The 21,094-nt window shown below is 69.1% G+C and carries 12 protein-coding genes; 7 read left to right on the top strand and 5 right to left on the bottom strand.

Features of this window, described 5'->3' with window-relative positions:
- Positions 1-2: 2 nt before the first annotated feature.
- Both ACLGIH_RS08710 and eccD read right to left on the bottom strand, forming a co-directional pair.
- On the bottom strand, positions 3-1,577 hold the full coding sequence (locus ACLGIH_RS08710) for an outer membrane protein assembly factor BamB family protein (protein WP_416524655.1): 1,575 nt from the start codon (positions 1,575-1,577) through the stop codon (positions 3-5).
- Positions 1,578-1,665: 88 nt separating this feature from the next.
- Positions 1,666-3,180, bottom strand: coding sequence for a type VII secretion integral membrane protein EccD (gene eccD / locus ACLGIH_RS08715; RefSeq protein ID WP_416524656.1), 1,515 nt, complete (start codon positions 3,178-3,180; stop codon positions 1,666-1,668).
- 352 nt (positions 3,181-3,532) lie between these two features.
- Between eccD and eccCa the strand changes: the two genes are divergently transcribed.
- Positions 3,533-7,510: a type VII secretion protein EccCa gene (gene eccCa / locus ACLGIH_RS08720; RefSeq protein ID WP_416524657.1), complete on the top strand. Its 3,978-nt coding sequence runs from the start codon at positions 3,533-3,535 to the stop codon at positions 7,508-7,510.
- Positions 7,511-7,552: 42 nt separating this feature from the next.
- Here eccCa and ACLGIH_RS08725 read toward each other — a convergent pair whose 3' ends face one another.
- Genes ACLGIH_RS08725 through ACLGIH_RS08735 form a run of 3 tightly spaced genes read right to left on the bottom strand, consistent with a single transcriptional unit; the run spans position 7,553 to position 12,936 of the window.
- Positions 7,553-9,682 carry a serine/threonine-protein kinase gene (locus tag ACLGIH_RS08725; protein WP_416524658.1) on the bottom strand — a complete coding sequence of 710 codons (2,130 nt, stop codon included), beginning with the start codon at positions 9,680-9,682 and terminating at the stop codon, positions 7,553-7,555.
- A 54-nt stretch (positions 9,683-9,736) separates the two neighbouring features.
- Positions 9,737-11,944 carry a protein kinase domain-containing protein gene (locus tag ACLGIH_RS08730; RefSeq protein ID WP_416524659.1) on the bottom strand — a complete coding sequence of 736 codons (2,208 nt, stop codon included), beginning with the start codon at positions 11,942-11,944 and terminating at the stop codon, positions 9,737-9,739.
- Positions 11,945-11,949: 5 nt separating this feature from the next.
- A complete protein-coding gene (locus tag ACLGIH_RS08735; protein ID WP_416524660.1) occupies positions 11,950-12,936 on the bottom strand; it encodes a protein kinase family protein in 987 nt (328 codons plus the stop codon).
- A 238-nt stretch (positions 12,937-13,174) separates the two neighbouring features.
- Here ACLGIH_RS08735 and ACLGIH_RS08740 point away from each other — a divergent pair, with 238 nt between their 5' ends.
- The 6 genes from ACLGIH_RS08740 to ACLGIH_RS08765 all read left to right on the top strand — a co-directional run bounded on the left by ACLGIH_RS08740 (position 13,175) and on the right by ACLGIH_RS08765 (position 21,014).
- Positions 13,175-13,624 carry a hypothetical protein gene (locus tag ACLGIH_RS08740; protein WP_416524661.1) on the top strand — a complete coding sequence of 150 codons (450 nt, stop codon included), beginning with the start codon at positions 13,175-13,177 and terminating at the stop codon, positions 13,622-13,624.
- A gap of 97 nt (positions 13,625-13,721) precedes the next feature.
- Positions 13,722-16,085 carry a DUF6571 family protein gene (locus ACLGIH_RS08745; protein WP_416524662.1) on the top strand — a complete coding sequence of 788 codons (2,364 nt, stop codon included), beginning with the start codon at positions 13,722-13,724 and terminating at the stop codon, positions 16,083-16,085.
- On the top strand, positions 16,085-16,915 hold the full coding sequence (locus ACLGIH_RS08750; protein ID WP_416524663.1) for a hypothetical protein: 831 nt from the start codon (positions 16,085-16,087) through the stop codon (positions 16,913-16,915). The genes ACLGIH_RS08745 and ACLGIH_RS08750 overlap by 1 nt, the downstream gene beginning before the upstream one ends.
- Before the next feature lie 710 nt (positions 16,916-17,625).
- Complete coding sequence (locus ACLGIH_RS08755) at positions 17,626-18,102, top strand: hypothetical protein (RefSeq protein WP_416524664.1); 477 nt, start codon at positions 17,626-17,628, stop codon at positions 18,100-18,102.
- A gap of 18 nt (positions 18,103-18,120) precedes the next feature.
- Positions 18,121-20,448 carry a hypothetical protein gene (locus ACLGIH_RS08760; RefSeq protein ID WP_416524665.1) on the top strand — a complete coding sequence of 776 codons (2,328 nt, stop codon included), beginning with the start codon at positions 18,121-18,123 and terminating at the stop codon, positions 20,446-20,448.
- A gap of 47 nt (positions 20,449-20,495) precedes the next feature.
- The gene (locus tag ACLGIH_RS08765; RefSeq protein ID WP_416524666.1) at positions 20,496-21,014 is read left to right on the top strand and encodes a hypothetical protein; all 519 of its coding nucleotides are present in this window, start codon (positions 20,496-20,498) and stop codon (positions 21,012-21,014) included.
- Positions 21,015-21,094 lie beyond the last annotated feature (80 nt).

Here is a 21,094-nt window from a genome sequence, read left to right on the forward strand (position 1 = left end):
CGTCACGGCTTCTCCGCCGCGCCGCTGCCGATGCCCAGTACCAGGTACGTCCACTGCTTGGCGGTGCCGCCGGGTCCGATCGCGGCCCTGGCGCCGAAGAAGAGGCGTCCGTCCTGGACGAGGACGTCGTTGGCGTGCGGCGTCGACAGCAGCTCCGCCTCGGCGGGCAGGGCGAAGTAGAGCCACGGAGTCTGCCTGCCCGTGCCGGGGTCCAGGCCGACCAGCGCGTTCGGCGTGATGCCGTCGTCGCTCAGGCGCAGGGCGAGGAGCTGGTCGCCGCTCGTCCGCAGCGGGTAGAGGAGCGCGCCGGGGCCCGAGTCGAACTTCGTCGTGGTGTTGCCGGTGGCCAGGTCGAAGCCGATGACCCAGTTGGAGATCTGCTTCTCCGGCTGGTCCTTGCTGCGCAGGAAGGCCTGGCCGGCGCCGACGGCGATGGTCGGGCAGTAGTCGATGACGACGTAGTCGCCGTGGAAGCACTCGCCTACGTACGTTCCGTCGCCCAGCCGTAGCGTGGCGCGGTTCTTCCCCTCGTCGTCGAGGGAGATCAGCTCGGTGATCCCGGTCTCCCCGCCGGGCACGGCGATGACGGCCGGGTCGGTGGACGGCACGCTGAGGTCGCGGATGCCCTTGGGGGCCTCGTACGACCACAGGGTCCGGCCGGTGGCCGGGTCCACCTTGCGCAGGTGGTAGCTGATCCGTTGCCAGTACTCGGCGCCGGCGTCGTCGTCGGCGGTCCAGCACTGCTCGCGGACCAGGAGCGCGCGTCCGCCGGCGGCGCCCATGTCCTGGCAGCGGCCGGCGACCGTGGTGCGCCAGCGCTTCTCGCCGCCGTCCATTGCGTAGCCGACGGTGCCGCCGCCCCAGGTGACGGCGACCGTGCCGTGTGTCAGGGTCACGCTCGGCCGGTCCTGGACGCCGGCGTCCTCGGGTGTGCTCTGCGAGGGGCCCGCCCCGGAGACGAGGAACTCGTGCTGCCAGACCTCGCGGCCGTCGTCGAGGTCGACGAAGGCGACGTGGTTGCAGAGGGAGTCCTCCTCGTCGTTCTCCCGGAAGAGGACGGCGGTGCGGTTCTCGCCGGTGACGTGGCGGGTGTAGCCGCAGATCCAGCCGCCGAGCCGGGTCCGCCACGCCTCGTCGCCCACTTCGGCGTCGGTGCCGATGCGGTAGCCGACGAGGGTGCGCTTGATGCCCTTCGCCAGGATCCTGTCGGTGGCCCACATGCCCGGCATCTCGTTGTGCTCGCCGGGGGCCATGTCGTCCGCGGAGAAGCGGAAGGCCATCTCACCGGTGGTGCTCGCGGGGCGCTTCTCGACCGTTTCGCGGACGTCCAGCCGGCCCGGGCCGTCGGCCGGCCCGGGCTTGCCGGTGTCCTGCCCTCCCCCGCTCGGGCCTTGCCACAGCAGCCATCCGCCCGTGCCCAGCACCCCTGCGAGGACGAGTACCAGCAGTCCCAGCAGCGCCTGACGGGCACGGCCTCCGCGGGCACGGCCTCCGCGGGCGCGGCCCTCGCGGCCCCCCGGCCTGGACGGCGGGGCGCCCTGGGGCGGCTGCATGGTGGGGGGCGGACCGAAGCTCACGCGGGTCACTTTCTGCCGGAACGTCGTCGAGGGGCTCGCTGTGCCGGCGGGCGCTCGTCCGTCGCGCCGGGACTCGTCCGTCAGGTCGTCATCCCGTCATCGACCGCACCGACGCGTACACGTCGAAGACGGCGAGCGCCAGCGGCACCAGTGTCAGCAGGACGAAGCCCTCGGCGATCTCCAGGAAGCGGCCCCAGAAGGGAGTGAGGCCGCTGCGCGAGGCCATCAGGCCGATGGAGGTGATCAGCGCCGCCGCCACCGCGATGGCCGCGACCAGCCAGATCGTACGGATGTCGAGATCGCCGCGGTCCCCCGCCAGCGCGTCGCGGACCGCGGCGTTCGGCGGGTTGAGCGCCAGGCCGAGGCCCAGCGCGACCAGGGAGCCGAGCCCCGCGGCCAGGACGGTGGCGACCTGGGCGGTGTAACGGAACAGCTGGGCGCGCATCAGCAGGGCGATTCCGGTGGCCAGGGCCAGCAGCTGAGCCCAGAGGCCGTCGGAGAAGCTGAGGACGAGGGCGGAGCCGACCGCGAGCAGCGAGCAGCCGCCGACCAGACCGACGAGGAGTTCGTGGCCGCGGCGGGCCTGGGCCTCGATGCGTTCGGCGTCCACCGGTTCCTGCGGCTCGGGGTCGTTGCCGTAGGCGCTGCGCGGGGCGGTGTTCGGTGCCTCGAAGCCGATGGGCAGCCGGGCGAAGCGCATGGACATGCCCGGCAGGAAGGCGAGGGCGCCGATGGCCACGGGCGCGCACAGGGCGGCGACCTCGGCCGGGGTCCAGTGCAGCAGGAGCGCCAGGAAGGTGATGAGCAGGGCGAGCCCGGACGCCGTCGTGAAGGCGACGAACTGGCCGTCGCCGCGCGGGGAGCACAGGGTGAGGATCACCGAGGCCACCAGCACGGCCGCGCAGGCGAGCAGGAACTGGAGCTTGCCGATGCCCTGCCCCTCGGAGAGCGACAGCAGGCCGGAGCCCGCCACTCCCACGTTGGGGAGGGCGCCGAGGCCGAGCGCGATGGCCGCGCCCCGGTCGTCGTAGACGCGGGCGCGGACGCAGCCGAGGACGACGAGGACCACGCCGGCGATGCCCGCGAGGATGCCGGGCAGGCTGTGCATGTCGTGCCGCGGGTCGGCGTTCCAGGCGACGAACGCGAGCAGGGCGGGCAGCACCCCGCCGCCGATGAGGCCGGCGGCGCGGGTGAGGTCGCCGCGCCACAGGGAGCGGTCCCGGGTCACCGCGGAGGCGACCGCCTCGGAGACGTCGTCGAACACGGCCGGCGGCAGCGACTCCGAAAACGGACGAAGGGTGAGGAGTTCACCGTCGAGAATGCGCTGGGCCGCGAAGGACCGGGAACTGTCCAGGACGGTTCCGTCCCGGCGGACGAGGTGGTAGCCGACGGGAGCGCCCTCGGCGGCGGTCTGCCGGGAGAGCCGGAGGATCTCGGGGTAGAGGTCGGCGACCGGCACGTCGTCGGGGAGCGCCACGTCGATCCGGCTGTCGGGCGCGACGATGGTGACACGGCAGAACCCGAGCCCCGTCGCCGCCCCGGAAGGGGCTGCCTGGCCCGGTCCGCCCGTGCCGGTGGCCGCCGTGGAGGCCGTCATGCTCACCTGCTGCTCCCCCTCAGTGCTGCTTCTGCCTCAGTGCTGCTTCTGCGTCAGCACTGCTTCTGCGTCTGCGGTGTGAAAGTCCTGCGCCGCTTTCGCGGCGCCCGCCGCAGGACCGGGCGGTGCGGAGCGGACGAGGGGCCGTCCGGCCGGTCCCGGCGTTTCCCCGCCGCGCCACATCGCACGGAACGCCCCGTCCGTCCGCCCGGATTTCACGTGTGCTCACGCGAACATCCGGCACCCTACCGTCCGTCCGCCTGTGGTGGGATCAGTAGGATCGCGCGGCGGCCCTCGTCCGCCTGACACGGGGTGGCGGACGACAAAACCGGCGGGCCGGCAAGGGGATTGGTGAAGTGTGAGCCAGATCGTCGTGAAGCGTCCGCCTCGGGCGCTGCCGCCGGCGGTGCCCACGGGAGAGGTGGCTGTTCAGCCACCGCCCGAACTGCCGCGGAATCAGCACGAGAGCGTGCTGATGCAGCTGCTGCCGACGCTCGGCATGGGCGGCTCGGTCGTCTTCTTCTTCACCAGCGGGCAGCCCTTCATGCGCATCATGGGCATGGTGATGATCGCGTCGACGATCGCCATGTCGATCGCGATGGTGGTCCGCTTCCGCCGCGGCTCCCAGGGCCAGCTGGCCGACATGCGCCGCGACTACCTGAGCTATCTGTCGCAGACCCGCCGCACCACCGTGGAGACGGCGAAGGCGCAGCGTGACGCCCAGTACTACCTGCACCCCTCCCCGGAGCAGCTGTGGGCGCTGGTCGCCGAGGGCAGCCGGGTGTGGGAACGGCGGCCGGGCGACGAGGACTTCGCGCAGGTGCGCATCGGCCTCGGCCCGCAGCCCCTGGCCACCCCCCTGGTGGCCCCGGAGACGGCTCCGGTCGACCAGCTGGAGCCGCTCACGGCGGGCGCGATGCAGCGGTTCGTCGCGGTCCACAGCACCCTGGACGACCTGCCGATGGCGGTCTCCCTGCGCGCCTTCTACCACGTCACCCTCGGCGGTGAACCTCAGTCCGTACGGTCCTCCGCCCGCGCGCTGACCGGTTCGCTGGCCTCGCTGCACTCCCCCGAGGACCTGATCGTCGCGGTCGCGGCGGGCCGGGAGTCGCTGCCGCACTGGGAGTGGGCCAAGTGGCTGCCGCACGTGCAGCTGGCCGGTGTCGCGGACGGCGCCGGCTCGCGCCGGCTGATCAGCGGCGACCCCCGGGAGATCGAGGACCTGCTGGCCTCGCGGCTGTCGGGGCGCCCCCGCTTCCATCCGAACGCCGCACCCCTGCCGGAGACCCCGCACATCGTCGTCGTCCTCGACGGCGTGTCCCTGCCGCAGGAGTCCCTGCTGGCCGGCCCCGAGGGCCTGCAGGGCGTGACGGTCGTCGAGGTCGCCGAGGGCGAGCCCACCGGGGTCCGCGGTGACCTCTCCATCGTCGTACGGCCGCATGCGGTGCGCCTGGAGTCGGCGCACGGTGCCGTCTACGAGGGGACGCCCGACGCGCTGTCGTACGAGTCCGCGGAGGCGCTGGCCCGGCAGCTGGCGCCGCTGCGCATGGCCTCGGGCGGGGACGACGACGAACCGCTGCTGGCGAACCTGGAGTTCACCGACCTGCTGAACCTGGGGGACGCCGCCTCCATCGACACCCGGCGCACCTGGCGGCCGCGGTCGCAGGCGGAGCGGCTGCGGGTGCCGATCGGCGTCGGCGAGGACGGCCGTCCGGTGATGCTCGACATCAAGGAGGCGGCGCAGGAGGGCATGGGCCCGCACGGCCTGTGCGTGGGCGCCACGGGTTCCGGCAAGTCCGAGCTGCTGCGCACGCTGGTGCTGGGCCTCGCCGTCACCCACTCCTCCGAGACCCTGAACTTCGTGCTCGCGGACTTCAAGGGCGGCGCCACCTTCGCCGGCATGGCGCAGATGCCGCATGTCGCGGCGGTGATCACCAACCTGGCCGACGACCTCACCCTGGTCGACCGCATGGGCGACTCCATCCGCGGCGAGCTCAACCGCCGCCAGGAGATGCTGCGCGACGCGGGCAACTACGCCAACATCCACGACTACGAGAAGGCCCGCGCGGCGGGTGCGCCGCTCCAGCCCATCCCGTCCCTGCTGCTGGTCATCGACGAGTTCAGCGAGCTGCTGACGGCGAAGCCGGACTTCATCGACATGTTCGTGCAGATCGGCCGTATCGGCCGGTCGCTGGGCGTGCACCTGCTGCTGGCCTCGCAGCGGCTGGAGGAGGGCCGGCTGCGCGGCCTGGAGACCTACCTGTCGTACCGGATCGGTCTGCGCACCTTCTCCGCCGCCGAGTCGCGGGCGGCGCTGGGCGTGCCGGACGCGTACGAGCTGCCGAACGTGCCCGGGTCCGGCTTCCTGAAGTTCGGCACCGACGAGATGCTCCGCTTCAAGGCGGCGTACGTCTCCGGCGTCTACCGCTCCGGCTCGCAGCGGACCGCGTCCGCGGACGGCCCGCTGCCGGTGGACCGGCGGCCCGTGCTGTTCACCGCGGCGGAGGTGCCGGTGCGGTACGCGCCGGTGCCGCGGCAGGGCGCGAACGCGCCGGACGGTGCCGGCGAGGTGGACGACGCGCTGGCGGACACCGTGCTGGACGTCGTCGTGCGCCGGCTGGAGGCCCAGGGACCGGCGGCCCACCAGGTGTGGCTGCCGCCGCTGGACAGCCCGCCCTCGCTGGACGGGCTGCTGCCGGGCCTGACCGCCGTGGAGGGCCGGGGACTGACCCAGCCCGGCTACGAGGGCGCCGGGCGGCTCGTGGTCCCCGTCGGCATCGTCGACAAGCCGTTCGAGCAGCGCCGTGACCCGCTGTGGGTGGACTTCTCGGGCGCTGCGGGCCACATGCAGATCCTCGGCGGCCCGCAGTCCGGCAAGTCGACGCTGCTGCGTTCGCTGATCTGCTCCTTCGCGCTGACCCACACTCCCCACGAGGTGCAGTTCTACGGGCTGGACTTCGGCGGTGGCGGCATGTCCGCGGTGGCCGGGCTGCCGCACGTCGGTGGCATCGCCTCCCGCCTGGACCCGGAGAAGGTGCGGCGTACGGTGGCGGAGGTCTACGGCATCCTGGCCCGCCGTGAGGAGTACTTCCGGGCGTCGGGCATCTCCTCGATCGCGGAGTTCCGGTCCCGGCGGGCCCGCGGCGACATCTCGGTCACCGACCAGCCGTGGGGTGACGTCTTCCTGGTCATCGACGGCTGGGCCAACTTCCGCACCGAGTACGAGGCACTCGATCCGGTGATCCTCGACATCGCCGCCCGCGGCCTCGGCTACGGCATCCACCTGGTGCTGTCGGCCTCCCGGTCGATGGAGGTGCGGTCCGCGCTCAAGGACAGCCTGCTGAACCGGCTGGAGCTGCGGCTCGGCGACACCATGGACTCCGAGCTGGACCGCAAGGTGGCCGCGAACGTCCCCACCGGGGTGCCCGGCCGCGGCCAGTCGCCGCAGAAGCTGCACTTCATGGCGGCGGTACCGCGCATCGACGGCCTGACCTCGGACACCGACCTGGCGGACGCCACGGCGGCGCTGGCGGCCGAGGTGTCCCGGCACTGGCAGGCGCCGGGGGCGCCGGAGGTCCGGCTGCTGCCGCGCGAGTTCCCTGCGGAGCAGCTGCCCGCGGGCAACCGGTTCCCGCGGCGCGGCGTCGCCTTCGCGCTGGACGAGGACAACCTGGAGCCCGTCTTCGTCGACTTCGACCAGGACCCGTTCTTCCTCGTCTTCGGCGAGAGCGAGTCCGGCAAGTCGAACCTGCTCCGCCTGCTGATCAAGCAGCTGACGACGCGCTACTCGGGCGACGAGTGCAAGCTGTTCGTCGTGGACAACCGGCGCTCCCTGCTGGGCGTGACGCCGGACTCCCACCTCGCGGAGTACATCCCGATGTCCAACGCCATGGAGCACCACATGGTGGCCCTGGCCGACCTGATGCAGCGCCGTACCCCGACGGCCGACGTCACGCCGCAGCAGCTGCGGGACCGGAGCTGGTGGCAAGGCCCGACGGTGTACGTGGTCATCGACGACTTCGACCTGGTCGCCACGTCGAGCGGCAATCCGCTGAGCGGGCTGACGGAACTGCTGCCGTTCGCCCGGGACGTGGGCGTCCGCTTCATCATCGCGCGCTCCACCGCGGGCGCGAGCCGTGCCTCGTACGAGGCGTTCATGCAGCGCATCAAGGAACTGGGCGCCCAGGGCGTGGTCCTGGCCGGCGACCCGTCCGAGGGCGACGTCCTGGGCGGGGTCCGGCCGCGGCCGATGCCTGCGGGGCGGGGCGTGTTCGTGTCGCGGCGGCGGGGGAGGCCATTGGTGCAGACGGGGTTGGTGGCGGAGGAAGGGCTGTGACGGTGCGGGCCGGCACGGTTCCCGTGCCGGTCCGCACTCGGCTCAGAAAACGGGCAGGGCCGTGAGTGAGCCCCCGTCCACGACGAAGACACGGTTGCCGTCGGCTGTCATCCAGTACTTGTCGACGTTCTCGATGATGCGGAAGGTCCAGGAGGTGTTGCTCCGGGTCGAGCCGACCTCCGACCCCTGGTCGTCGGCCCGGTGCACGACGTTCACTGCGCCCTCCTCCTCGTTGACGGCGACCGACCAGAAGCCGTTGCCCTGGATCACCAGGGGGCTGAGCGGATCGCAGGTGAGGAGGGAGGCATAGGCCCAGTCACTCGGTTTCCCGTCTCCCGCGTCGAATCGGAGGGGGCTGCCCAGGACGGCCGCGTAGACGTGTGACCCGTGCACCACGGAGGGCCCCCAGAAGGTCTCCTGGCCGTCTCGGCCTGTGATATCCGGGCTCCACAGCCTCTTGCCGTCACGGAGGCGACGGGCCGTGAACGACCTGCCGCTGACGAAGAGGGAGCGGCCCGCCACCGAGACCTTCGGCCTGTTGCCGGCCTGGTCGCGGAGTTTCCAGAGGGTGCGGCCGCCACGCGTGTCGATGCCGAGGACATCGCCCGCGGCCGTGGTGACGACCAGGACGCCCCGGGCCACGAGGCCGCGTGCCTCACCCGTGCCGCCGAGGTCGGCGTCGGCCGACGCGGTCCAGCGGACCGTCGCGTCGGAGCGGCCCACGCTGCGCAGCCGGCCGTCGGCCGTGACGACGTAGACGGCCTCGGCGTCTGCCGCGAGGACCGAGGCGGCATCCGCGGGAGACGTCCACTTCGGTGCGCCGGTGGCCGCGACGAAGGTCAGCAGAGAACCGTCGTCGGCCACGGTGGCCACCAGCCGGTCGGACAGCGAGACATACCGGCGTACCGCCACCGCCTCGGGCGCGGACCACCGCACCTTGCCGTCCACGACACCGCGTGCGGTGACGCCGGCTTCCCGATCCCCGACGATCAGGACGTCACGCACGGGCAGCGGAGCGGGTGAGTCGTCACCGAGGACGGAGGTGTGCCTCCAGAGGGGGCCGGGGGTCTCGTCGAGGACGTAGTCGCCCTTCTCCGCGGACAACAGCCGGGCGGCGGGCGTATCGACGGCGGGGGGAATGCCGAAGGGGTCCGAGCCGCCTCGGCGGCTCTTCCAGAACCACCAGCCCGCTGTGCCGCCTCCGGCGGCCGTCACGGCTGCGCCGGCACCGAGAACCGCCAGCACACGGCGCCGCGGAAGGGAAGCGGAGGCAGCCGTCGTGCCGGGGAGCGTGGCCAGAGCGCGCACCTGGTGCTCGCGTCGCTTGATGTCCTCGGCGATCGGCCCCTTGCGCCACACCCGGTCGGCCCCGCGGGGCGGGGCGAAGGCCTGTGCCACGGCGCGCGGCGCCGGCCGGTGCGCGGGGTCCTTCGCCAGGCAGGGGCCTATCAGGGTCCGGAGCGTGGGCGGCACCCGGTCGGTACGAGCTTCCCCGTGGACCACCTCGTACTGGACTGCGGCCACGTGCGTGCCCTCGTAGGCGCGTTGCCCGCTCGCGGCGTACACCAGGAGGGCGCCGAGGGAGAAGACGTCGGCGGCAGGGCCGACGCGGTGCCCGAGGACCTGCTCGGGTGCGCCGTATCCCGGAGTGACGGGAACCTGGCCGGTGGTGGTGAGCGTGAGGCCGTGTTCGGGGCGGGCGATGCCGAAGTCGATGATGCGGGGCCCGGAGGAGGTCAGCACCACGTTGGCGGGTTTGAGGTCGCGGTGGATCAGGCCCGCGGCGTGGATGTCGGACAGTGCGTCGGCGAGGGCGGCCGCGAGGACTCGCACGGCGCTCTCCTCGAGGGGGCCGTACGCTCTGACGGCGACCTCCAGGGTGGGGCCGCTCAGGAACTCGGTCGCGATCCACGGCCGGCCGCCCTCTGTCCGGGTGTCCAGAACACGGGCGACGCCGGTGCCGGTGACGGCCCGGGCCGTCTGGGCCTCGCGGACGAACCGCTGGACGAGGGCCCGGTCGTGCGTGAGGTGCGGGTGCAGCACCTTGACGGCCGCGATCCGGCCCTCGGCGTCCTGCCCTGTGTACACCCTGCCCATTCCGCCCTCGCCCAGCACTCCGTGGAGTCGGTAGGGCCCGAGACGGACCGGGTCTCCGGTTTCCAGGGGCTTCATGTCGTACCGCTTTCGTGCGTCCGTTCAGAGGTCAGGGCGTGGGTGGCCCGCGCGTCAGAGGAGGGGGTAGCCCGCGACATAGCCGTCGCCGACGGCGATGAGCCGTCGCGCCGGCTCGTGGGCGAAGTACCAGGCTCCGGCAGCGGCCTTGAAGGGCCTAGCGGCGGTTCCGTCCCGGATGCCGGTGGCCACCAGGCCTGACGGTGCGGCGCTGTACACGTACTCGACGCCCACCGCGGGCGGGGCTTCGAGGTGCTCCGCCCGGACATCGCGACGCTCCTCGGCCCATCGGACCTCGCCGTCGGCGGCGCCGACCGCGACGACACCACGGCCCTCCTCCACCACGTACACCACACCGTCCTTCAGGGCGGGCGGACCCTGCCGCACTCCCGTGGCGGTCGTGTCCAGGCGCCAGGACACCTTCCCGTCGGCCACGTCGAGGGCGACGAGCCCGTCGGCGGTCGCCGACGTGTAGACGTGCCGGTCGTCCACGGCCACATGAGCGCGACTGAACGCCGACCGCTCGCCTCCGAGCCGCCGGCTCCACCGGCCCTGCCCGGTACGCGCGTCGCGCACCACCAACCGGGTCGCGCCGTCTTCGGACTGCTGCACGAGGACCAGGTGGCTCCCCTGGACTCTGGCGGACAGGAAATGGAGACGATCCGATGTGCCGGGCCTGCGCGGTAGCGGGACCTCCCAGGTCTTGTCGCCCGACCGGGGGTCGAGACCGAGCAGATACCAGGACTGATCCGGGCGGAAGCGGCTCTTATCGTCAGTCGCGGAGGGTTGGGGTCCCGTGCCTCCGACGGCGACGATCAGGTCGGCCGTGGCGCACAGCAGCTGGGTCCCGTAGAGGACGGCCTTGAGGTCCTCGACCCTGATCACGGGGTCACCGACTGCCCCGTCGGCCCGGTCGACCCGGTGGACCGTCAGGGGATCATCTTCCTCGAGGGTGTGGCCCGCGGTGTACAGGCGCGTTCCGTCCGTCGTCACTCGACGGGCGAAGTACACGTCGGGATCGGGCCACCGCACCTGCCCCGTCTTCGGGTCCAGGCCCTTCAGACCGCGGCCCCCCGCGACGACCAGATCCTCCAGCAGAAGCGGTGACGGGGGCAGCAGCGGGGTGCTGCCGGAGAGGACCACCTGCCAGAGCAGGTCCCACTTGCGGTCCTGGGCGGCGACGGGCCCGGCCGTCGCCCCGTTGCCTCCGCCCCCGCGACCGAACCAGGCCCACGCACCGGCACCGGCCCCGGCGACGCCCAGGGCCGATCCTCCGGCGATGCCCAGCAGTTTCCGCCGGGGCATGCCCGGCCGGGCGGCGGCAGCGGCCGTGACGGTCTCTGCCACGGCCTGGCCGGCGGGCGGCGGCAGACGGCGTGGCTCGACCTGCCAGACACGGGTGGCGCGCCGCGCGATGTCCGAGAGCAGCGGCTGAGGCAGCAGATCGACGAAGGCGGCGTCCACCGGGGCCAGTTCGGACCGCAATCGTGCGGTCGTGGGTCGTGCCTGTGGATCCTTGGCGAAGCATCGGTACAGGGCGGGGACGAGGCCCGTCGGCAGGCCGGTCAGGTCCGGTTCCGCGTAGCGCACCCGGTAGAGGAGGTCCGCGGCCTGTCCCGCGCCGAACGGCCCCCGACCGGTCGCCGCGTACAGAAGGACCCCCGCCAGCGCGAACACGTCCCCTGCCGAGGTGTGCTCCGCACCCGTCGCCTGCTCGGGAGACATGAACGGGGGCGTACCCGCGGCCACCCCCACCTTCGTCAGCCGGTCGTCGCCGATCGCTCGCGCGATACCGAAGTCGATCACCTTCGGCCCGTCGGCGGTGATCATGATGTTGGAAGGCTTGAGGTCCCGGTGGACGACACCCGATTCGTGAAGCTGGGCCAGAGCCGCGCAGAGCAGCGCTCCGAGGCCACGGATCACCGGCTCCGGAAGCGGGCCGCACAGGCCGACCGCGTCGTCGAGGGGTGGTCCGACGACGTACTCCGTGGCGAGCCACGGGGTTTCGGCGACCACGTCGGCGTCGAAGACCGACGCGCCGTGGTGACCGCCGAGGACCCGGGCGGCGTCCACCTCGAGGCGGAACCGGGTGCGGAAGACCGGGTCGGCGGCCACGCGGGCGTGCATCGTCTTGAGCGCGGCGGAGCGGCCGGTGACCGAGCGGCCCAGGTACACGGTGCCCATACCGCCGCTGCCGAGACGGGCGAGGAGACGGTAGTCACCGAGCCGGGCCGGATCGTCGTGCGTGAGGGGGGAGAACACCGGGCTCAGCTCACCGCCATGAACCGCCGGGGAATCTCCGCGGCGAGGATCCGCGCCGACTGGCGGGCGAGGGCTGCGACGACCCGGGCGGGGAGGGGGACCGGCGGTGGAGTGGCGGACGGCGCTCCCCCGCGCGTCGCGGCGTCGTCGAGGACCGTCGGGGCCGGGGCCGACGGGACCTGGGCCGACGGGACCGGGGCATCCGTCTCTGGCCGCGGCCACCCGGCCGTGGCCGGGAGCGGTGCCGACAGCTCGGACGCGAGATCGGCCATCGACGGCCGCGCGGCCGGACCACGGGACAGGCAGGCCGTGACCGGGCCGCGCAGCGACGCCGGCAGTTCGTCCCGCTCGGGGACCGTGTGCCCGGTACTCGCGTAGGAGAGCACCGCGCCCAGGGCGTACACATCGCCGAGCGGGTGCGGGTGACCGCCTCGTGCCTGCTCGGGGGCGAGGCATCCTGGCTCCAGCCCCGGCACGTCGAGGCGTGGCACGCCGTCGGGAGCGGCGGCACGCACCGCTCCGAGACAGGCCAGCCGTGGTCCGTCCGCCCCGAGCAGAACGGCGGCCGGGGACAGACCGGCGTGCGTCACGTCCAGCGCGTGGGCCGTGGCCAGCGCGTGGGCGAGTACGGCGCCCAGGGACCGCACGACGGCCTCCGGCAGCGGGCCACCGTGCGCGGCGAGGGCAGCGGCCAGTGAGAGTCGCGGAACGTACGGCGTCGCGAACCAGGGGTGCGAGGCGGTACCGCCGGCTGCTGTCACCGGCACCAGGAGGGGGAACGTCGCCTGCCGCGCGGTCTCGACCTCGGCGGCCCAGCGGACCGCGTCGGCGTCGGCGCGCGGGACGCACACCATGGCCGTGTGCCACTCGTCCACGCTGTGGGCGATGTAGCGGCGCTCAGGCGTCCGCCGCCATTCGCGTTCACCGTCGGCCCTGGCCAGTACGGCGTACGGCCCGATGCGCGGCGGGTCGTCCGCACGTGGGCTCTCCATCCGCAAAACCTCCCCCGTCATGTTGCCGAGGGGCGAGCCTACTTGGCGGCGGTGAGCGGAGAGAGCAGAGGGTTGCACGGCCGTCGAGCCGCGTCGGCATGGCTGACTGTGAAGAGGTGGTGCGCAAAGCGGACAGCCGACTTCCGCCACGTCGGCCCATGTAAGGATGTTCGGCGTTCTCTTGGTGCAGACACGGTTCTGTGCTCTGGACGTCCATCACGGGGAGGCACGCGTCCGCATGGCCTGGGAAGAGTGGGAGCAGATCAAGTCCGAAGCCGCGGCCAGGCACGCGACACGGATGCAGCTCAATCAGCTGCCCGCCGACGGAGGCGGCAGCTCCGGTTCTCCGGGCTCCCGACCGGACCTCGCGTCGAGCCAGGCCGAGAAGCAGGCCGCGGCCAGGGCCATCGAGCACCACATCGAGGACGACACCCGCAAGGCCGGCAACCGGGCGGAGACGGACACGAACGCAGCGGTCAAGGCGTTCGCGGCGAAGGACGGACACGGGTGGGTCACCTCGGGCGCCCTGAAGAAGGCCCACAAGACCTGGGAAGACCAGGTCCAGAACCTGATGAACCGGCTCTCGGCGGACAAGGAAGCCCTGCGGGGCGCCAACAAGGCGCTGCACTCCCCTGACCTGATTACGGGAAACGGTCTGCTGTCGATCCCGGTGACCGGCACTCAGTGACTCGGCCGCGGTTCGGACACGCCACCGCCCCGCCCGTCAGCCCGCCCATGCTCACGCTCTCAGTCAACGGGGACCCATGCCGACGTACCACGAGATCATGACGACCGACCTGGCCACGCTCACCACGGCAGCCGACAGCTGGGACGAGATGGCCAAGGAGTTCGAAAAGCAGGAGAAGGCCTACAAGCGGGATGTGCTCGGCATATCCATGGGCCCGACATGGCTGGGAGTGAGCGCGGACACCGCCAGCCGCCGCTTCGACGTCACGCTCAAGGAGTACCAAAGCGCCCAGACCGAGGCCAAAGCGGTCGCTGCGCTGCTCCGTGACGCACACACCCAGTTCGTCGATTTGCGCGGGAAACTCAAGACCGCCCGCCGGGAAGCCGTCGAAGCCGGCATGAAGGTGTCCGACCAAGGCATCGTCTCTTACGACACCGAACGACTCAGCGAGGGCAGCCGCACTGCCTACCACCACGACCCCGACTTCCAGGAAAGCGTCCGGAAGAGCGTCCGCTCCTGGCAGGACCGCATCGACCAGCTCGTCAAGGATGTGACGGACGCCGACAAGGGCGTCGAGATCGCTTTCGCGGCCGTTGTCGTCGACTCCGACGCCACCGATGGCACGCTGAACGGCTTCAACGGGCAGGCCAAGGGCGACATCGAGAAGTACGAGGCCGAGAACGCCGAGGACATCGCGACCCGCCTCGCGGGCGGCGAGAAGATCACTGCGGCGGAACGTGCCGAACTCAACCGCGCCTTCCGCGACAACTCCGACAACAAAGCGTTCAGTCAGACGTTCTTGAGCGGTCTCGGCGTCGACAGGACGATCCAGCTCACCAACCGGCTGAACGACCTGGCCTATTTCGACGCCAAGGACGGCAAGAAGGCGTACCTGGAGATTCAGAAGGGTCTCGCGGAGACGCTTGGGACGGCCACCAGGGTTCCGGCGTTCGGGACGGATGGACAGCCACTCCCCCCTGGCTCGAAGGACGCGCATCTCAAGCTCGGCACGAAGGAGTACACCGAAGCCCTCAAGAACTGGAAGAGCACTCCGGACGCAGGCTTCTACACCAAGTGGTTCGCCCAGATGGACGAGGCGGGGACCAAGGAGTACGACCTCAAGGCTGTGGATGTGCACAGCGTCGGTGCGGGAAACGACGGCGCACGAGGCTATCAGAGCATAGTTACCCTGATGCAGCAGGGCGGCAACTACAGTGGCGCCTTTCTTCACGAGATGGCCGACAGAATCCGCAATGCGGAAGATCCGAAGCTCGGCGGCAACCCGGACGTCTGGGACCTGGACCACAAGTTCGATTCGTCGGCTCCAAACAAGACTGACGGATGGTTCGCCAACGACCCACTGGACGGTCTGCTCGGCGTCATGAGCAAGAACCCCGATGCCGCAACAGCGTACTTCGACCCGGCCAATCAGACAGGAAAGGACCGACTTCACTACTTCCAGGAAGACCGCGACTGGGACCTCGTCAACGAACACCGAGCGAGCATGAAGGATGGTGTTTCGGTATATCGTCGCGACATCCAGGATGCCGACAGTTTTGCCGGATTCGGCTCAGCGCTGGAGGCCGCGATGACGGGTTACACTCCCGGAGTCGTCCCCCCTCCGGAGAGCTACTCGCAGCATACTCCTGCGGAGAAGCGGGTTTTCGAAGAAATCGTGAAGTCCTACGGGGACGCGGGCATAAAGGATCAAGGCAACGCCGTCCCGCACAACATGCGCCAGAACTTCGCCAACGCGGTTTCCTACTACCCCAGCGACGTGTACCAAATCCTCGGAAAGGACGCCGACTTCTCTGGGTCCGACTTCTCCACTGAACCCAATGATCTGGACCTTAAAGACACATCGCTGATCAGATTCATTCGCGAGGTGTCCGGGGACGGCGGCGCTTATCGGACCATTCACGATTCACAAGTTGCCTTCGCCGCCGCACAGATCGACCACCTGAGCCAGAACGACCTGTTGTCCCGGCCGGCCGAAAACGAACCCGACAAGGCCAACGGAGTCCTTCAGGAAGCCGGGTACGTCATGGGAAGCCTCGATCAGGTCCGGGCGGATGTTCTGACCGACCAGAGGGACAGCGAAATCGGGACGAACAACTGGAACAAGGTCTACAAGTACCACGTTTCCGGTGCCGCGGTCACCGGTTTTCCGGTGATCGGTGACAGCGTGCAGCGGCTCATCGACATCGGAACGGGAAAGGAAGCCGAGGCCCTCAACAACGAGGTCTCGAATCGAACCAGGGAAGAACTGATCAAGTATTACGAGGACCACGGATACCCCCGCCTGCGGAGCATGCTCCACGAGCATGCCAAGGAAGTCGGGGTCTCGGTTGCGGAGACAACAGCGACCGGAGGAAGGATGTCGGAGCTGACGGGGACAGCGAGAGGGGCCTACAACGACGGTCTGGGCGGAAGCAGGGGAGCCACGGGGGAACAGGGCTGATGAAGAACGCACCTGAAGGTAAGCGGAAGCTCCATCGTTCACCGCTGGCAATCGTGGCAACGGCCATCGTCGCTCTCGCCGTTGGCGGCAGCGCCTTTTTCCTGTCGCAAGACGAGGCTCCCGATCCTGGCGAAGACCTCTGCTGGTCACTCGTATCGCCGGAACAGTCCCCGGAGTCGGGGCCACTGGAGGAGTGCGGTGACAAGCTGGAGACCTCCATGACCGGACGCTCGGCGGGGCAGGCGGCTCCGCAGCAGGCCCATCGGCATTCCCCGGAGCAGGTCAGAATCACAGAGCGCGTCATCACCACCTATGCGGAATCTGAAGCGGCTGCCATACCGGAAGAAATTCGCCAGAACCTGGCGAACGCGCTGACCCACTATTCTTATGACGTGTTCGACATCCTTGGCATCGACGTAGACTTTTCGGACCCCGATTTTTCCACTACCCCAAACAACCTCGATGTGTCGGCCGAGATTTTGAGAGAGTTCTTGCTCAAACTGGCGTCAGACCCTGGCGCCTTCTCCGCCGTATACTCGTCTCAGCACGAACGTATCGTTCAGCGAATCGGCACACTTACCCGAGCCGACTTCACGAGCACCCCTACCGGTACCACGGATAAGGCCGTCGGAGTGATGCGTGAATCCGGAAGAGCCACAGGGATACTGTTCAGTATTGCCAGCGAGACCTCTCCAGGAGACACCGAATACGGATGGCCGAGGCTGAGAAACGCCATCGCAAACCAGGCAGAAGAGGTGGGAGTGCATGAGGGGCGGCGCCTTCAGAATTTGTTCCGCGAAGCTGAAAAATCGTTCAACGACTGGTCCTGAGCCATCGTTCGGATCCTCAGATGCGCTGGCCGGTGGCTGAACGCGGCTCGCCAGAGCCTCGGGAAACGCTGCGGCTGCAGCGCCGGCTGCACGGCTGCGCTCGCCGCGACGACCCTGACGGCCGGCCGCGGGAGCAACAGACGGGAGCAACAGAGGGCCAAGCCGGGGGAACAGCTGGCTCAGGCTTCGGGTGTCTTGGTGAGCTGCACCGTCCAGGTCGGCGAGGAGGAAGTGCAGGTGCACACCCTCGCCACCAAGGTCGCCGAGGTGAGACCGGCGACGTGATCGTTGCCGACAGCGGCAATGTCTGGACCGCGAACAGGTCACCGACCTCGCCGAGTCACTGGCAGACCAGGTGCAGTAGGCCCAGGCCTCAGCGGCGGTGACGGTCGTTCCCTCTGCTCTGTGCCGGCTTCTTCGGCGTCGTCAACATGAAGATGTGGACAGCTGTCCCACGCGAGGAGCAAACGTACGCAGGACCCGCACCGGGCGCCCGGCGCTTCCCGTCCGGAAGTGGCGCCCACGGGCAGTCGGCAAGGCCTTGTGCGTGGCTGCGATGGTGCGGTGGCTGCTCGTCGATGTCGACTACGTTCGGTTCGGCCGACCGGGTCGGATGCTGACGCCGAGACATGGGTGACGGCTCCCCCCTGGATGCCTGTGCGGCAACTGGTACGGCCACGTCGAACGGACGGCGACGGAGGAGCGGCCCCATGGCGTGGGACGAATGGGAACAGTTGAAGGCTCGGGCTGCAGGCCGGCAGCCGACGCAGATGCAGGTGAACCGTGCGCCCGCGCAAGGGCCGGGGCCTGGTGGCAAACCCGATCTCGTCGCGCGGCAGGACGACCTCGGGGCTGTGGGACACGACGCCTTCGTTCTGCACGGGGATCTGGTGAAGAAAGTGGACATCGCCGGGTCCGGGATGAACTCCGACCATGCCGGTTCCACGCACCAGGCGGCGACGGCACTCTCCCAGTCCAACTTCGCCATGGGCGACGAGCTGATGACGACCCTGACGGTCTGGGAGAGCCAGGTGAAGGCCGTCCGTCAGGCCTGTGCCCACATCTCCAATCATCTGGACTACAGCAAGAAGCTGCATGCCAACGATGACGCGCAGATCGCCGCCGAGATCAGGGCGCGGAGCGGCTCCGCCATCTCCGCCTCCGAACTCGGCCAGTACTTCGAGTAGCACGGGGGAAGCTCACGAATGTCCATCACCTACCACGACCTGATGGAGGTCGACCTCGGCAAGTTGGGCACGGCGGTCTCCGACTGGAAGAACGCGGTCGACAGCCTGAAGCGGCTTGAGGCCGATGCCCGTGGCGGCCTCAAGAAGAAGTCCGATCGAGCGCGTTGGGAAGGCGTGAACGCCGGTGTCACACGGGAGTTCGTGAACAAGACCGCCAAGGAGTTCGCTGATCTCCTTGTCGAGGCCAACGGTATCCACAAGGTGCTGGATGACGCGCACCGTGAACTCGAAGCGTTGCAGAAGGGTGTGCGGAGCCTCAGCCTGGAGGCCAAGGAAAAGGGCTGCACCGTCCGCGACAACGGCGACGGAACGGTGAGCGTCGACGTCCATGTCATGCCGGGCTCGGACCCCGAGGACGACAAGAACCTGGCCGAGCGGCAGAGCTACGCCGACTCGATCACCGCAAAGATCGCCCACGCCAACGACATCGACGTCTCCACCAAGCTGGCACTGTCGCGCACCCACGGAAACGACCCGTACAACGCCGGTCATGCCAAGTACGACTCGCTGAACGACGCACAGGTCGAGCGGGCACTGGAACTCGCCGAGAAACGCAAGGACATGTCCGACCGGGAACTCGCGGAACTGAACAGGCTGCTGCGCCACAACGGGCGCGAGAAGGACGGCGAGTTCGCGACCGAGTTCTTCCAGGGTCTGGGCGGGCCGAAGCAGACGCTGGAGTTCTACGGTGCCATGTCGATCGACGGGACCGGCGAGGACGCTTCGAAGACGCGGCTGGCCGGGGTTCAGGACTTGCAGAAGTACATGGGCCACGCTCTCGCCAACGCGACCGACCCCTATACCCCTCAGAGCCTCAAGGGCGATCGGCAGCATCTGCCCTCGTGGTGGGGCGCGGAGTTCCGCAAGCTGGGCACCCAGGAGGTCGAGTGGGAGCGCGGCATGATGAACAAGCCCTACGGATACCAGGTACTGGGTGGCCTGTTGCGCTACGGCAACTACGACCCTGCCTTTCTGACGCCCATCGCGGAGCACGTCACTCAGCTGCATCAGGAGGATCCGCACCGGTTCCTGGCCAACAAGCCCGCCGGCAGCGACGACGGTTACGGCTTTAATCCCTCCGGCAAGCTCGGCACCGGCAACGATCCGCTGAACAGTGTGCTCGAGGCCCTCGGTCACAGTCCCGAGGCGGCCGAGCAGTTCTTCACGCAGCCGCCCACGGCATACAACGAGGACGGCACGATCAAGTCCGGGGAGAAACCGGACTTCAAGTCCTACCTCGACCTCTTCACCAAGAAGGACTTCGAGTGGACGATCGACACGAACAGCAGCAGTGTCTTCGGGGATGAGGACGCGGCCAAGAAGGCCCTCAACTTCGGGCCGAACGCCCTCGGCCACGCGCTGGAGGCGGCCACGACGGGCCGCCCGTACGACAGTGACGTAGCCGACCCGTCGGTCAAGCACAGCGAGGCGCAGGCGAAGCTGGTCCACGACATCGTGGAGAAGTTCGCGGCGCATCCGGACCTGTTGACGCACAACATGAACGGGGATCTGGAGGAGGAGAGGACCGGGCCGCTTTATGCACTGCGGGACAGTTTGGGGCATATTTCGGCGGATTACATGGGGGAATTTCAGCGGGCTATGTACATGGAGTCGGCCGATAGCAAAGTATTCCTGGTCAACGGCGCCGCCGCGAACCTGGAATCCGGAAACGCTCAAAAGTTCCTTGGTCTGGTAGGTCAGGATCCGGGTGCATACAGCGCCATCACCGCAGCGCAACAGGCGTACACGACTGAAGTGGTGCACGAGTTTTTGCGGGCGGAGGGGAAGGAACTCACCGCAGAGGATGACTCACGCGTCGGGAATCTTGTAGCGCCTGGTGCTGCCATTGCCGGAATCATGAGCAACTCGCGGGCTGACGCGATCTATGACTACCACACTGCGTCGAACAAGGAATACAATGAGGCAGTGGCCGACAACGCAAAGTGGGTAAATCGGATCGTGGGCCTCGGAACAGGCGCCATCCCTGCCCCCTTCTCCGTCGTGGGAGAACCGGTCAACTGGCTGGCTGAAGATGTTTCCGAAAGCATCGTAAAGAGCGTGGAGAAAGACACCACGACCAAGGCGGAACACGACGCGGGTGGCGAATACTCAAGAGGAAGGACCGCTGTAGTAGAGGCGTCAGCCAGAGCCGTCAACAGCTACTTCGACCATCACAACGGCATCGACCAGAAGACGAGAGATGCCATCGACCGGGCCGTTCGCACCCATGCCGGCATCAGCCATTCCGACGGCGCTCAGTGGAACTCCTCGGGAGACGGCACATGAGAAACCTTCAACAATCGGCCCTCCATCGAACCAACACTCGGGGTCGTATGCCGACGAAAAGTCTCCTGACCGTCGTCTTCTTCGTGTTGACACTCTCCGCCTGCGGCTCGTCCGACGACGAGGGACTCTCATATCCCGTTCCTGACAACATCTGCGGTATACCCGCCGACAAGGAAATCCTCGAATCCCTGCTGCACGACGGTGACAAGCTGGAACAGGACACCGGCTATTTCACACTCGAGGAAGGCCAGTTTTGCCACATGTACGTGGACGGGAACGACTCCGTCGTCAGCGATGCTGAATGGCACGAGCGCGGATACGATCTACGGGACCACTTCGAGTGGAAGGACGTGAAGAACGTTCGCTATATGAAGAGCGGCGCATACGCCTCCTGGGACTGGGGCGTGGCGACGGTCATTCCTTGCCCCGGGGTCAGCGAGGAGGGTGAAGTGATCTCCATCGAATTGAACGACATCCGGTGGAACAAGAAGTCGCGAGCCCTGCTTGAGAAGCTCGCGCCTCCTTACTTCGAGGAATACAAGAAGAAACTCGGCTGTCCGCCCTGACAAGAGGGCCACGAAATGAAACAGGGTGGGCACCTCCCGTGCGTGCCCACCCTGTTGTCGTCTGCATGCCTCGCGGCTGC

Source organism: Streptomyces hamibioticus, assembly GCF_047946815.1.
Classification (GTDB): domain Bacteria; phylum Actinomycetota; class Actinomycetes; order Streptomycetales; family Streptomycetaceae; genus Streptomyces.

Excerpts from the sequence above, each read along its gene's own strand:
- ACLGIH_RS08725 (WP_416524658.1), bottom strand. The coding sequence starts at position 9,682 with ATGAAGCCCCTGGAAACCGGAGACCCGGTCCGTCTCGGGCCCTACCGA.
- ACLGIH_RS08735 (WP_416524660.1), bottom strand. The coding sequence starts at position 12,936 with ATGGAGAGCCCACGTGCGGACGACCCGCCGCGCATCGGGCCGTACGCC.
- ACLGIH_RS08740 (WP_416524661.1), top strand. The coding sequence starts at position 13,175 with ATGGCCTGGGAAGAGTGGGAGCAGATCAAGTCCGAAGCCGCGGCCAGG.
- ACLGIH_RS08745 (WP_416524662.1), top strand. The coding sequence starts at position 13,722 with ATGACGACCGACCTGGCCACGCTCACCACGGCAGCCGACAGCTGGGAC.
- ACLGIH_RS08750 (WP_416524663.1), top strand. The coding sequence starts at position 16,085 with ATGAAGAACGCACCTGAAGGTAAGCGGAAGCTCCATCGTTCACCGCTG.
- ACLGIH_RS08755 (WP_416524664.1), top strand. The coding sequence starts at position 17,626 with ATGGCGTGGGACGAATGGGAACAGTTGAAGGCTCGGGCTGCAGGCCGG.
- ACLGIH_RS08760 (WP_416524665.1), top strand. The coding sequence starts at position 18,121 with ATGTCCATCACCTACCACGACCTGATGGAGGTCGACCTCGGCAAGTTG.
- ACLGIH_RS08765 (WP_416524666.1), top strand. The coding sequence starts at position 20,496 with ATGCCGACGAAAAGTCTCCTGACCGTCGTCTTCTTCGTGTTGACACTC.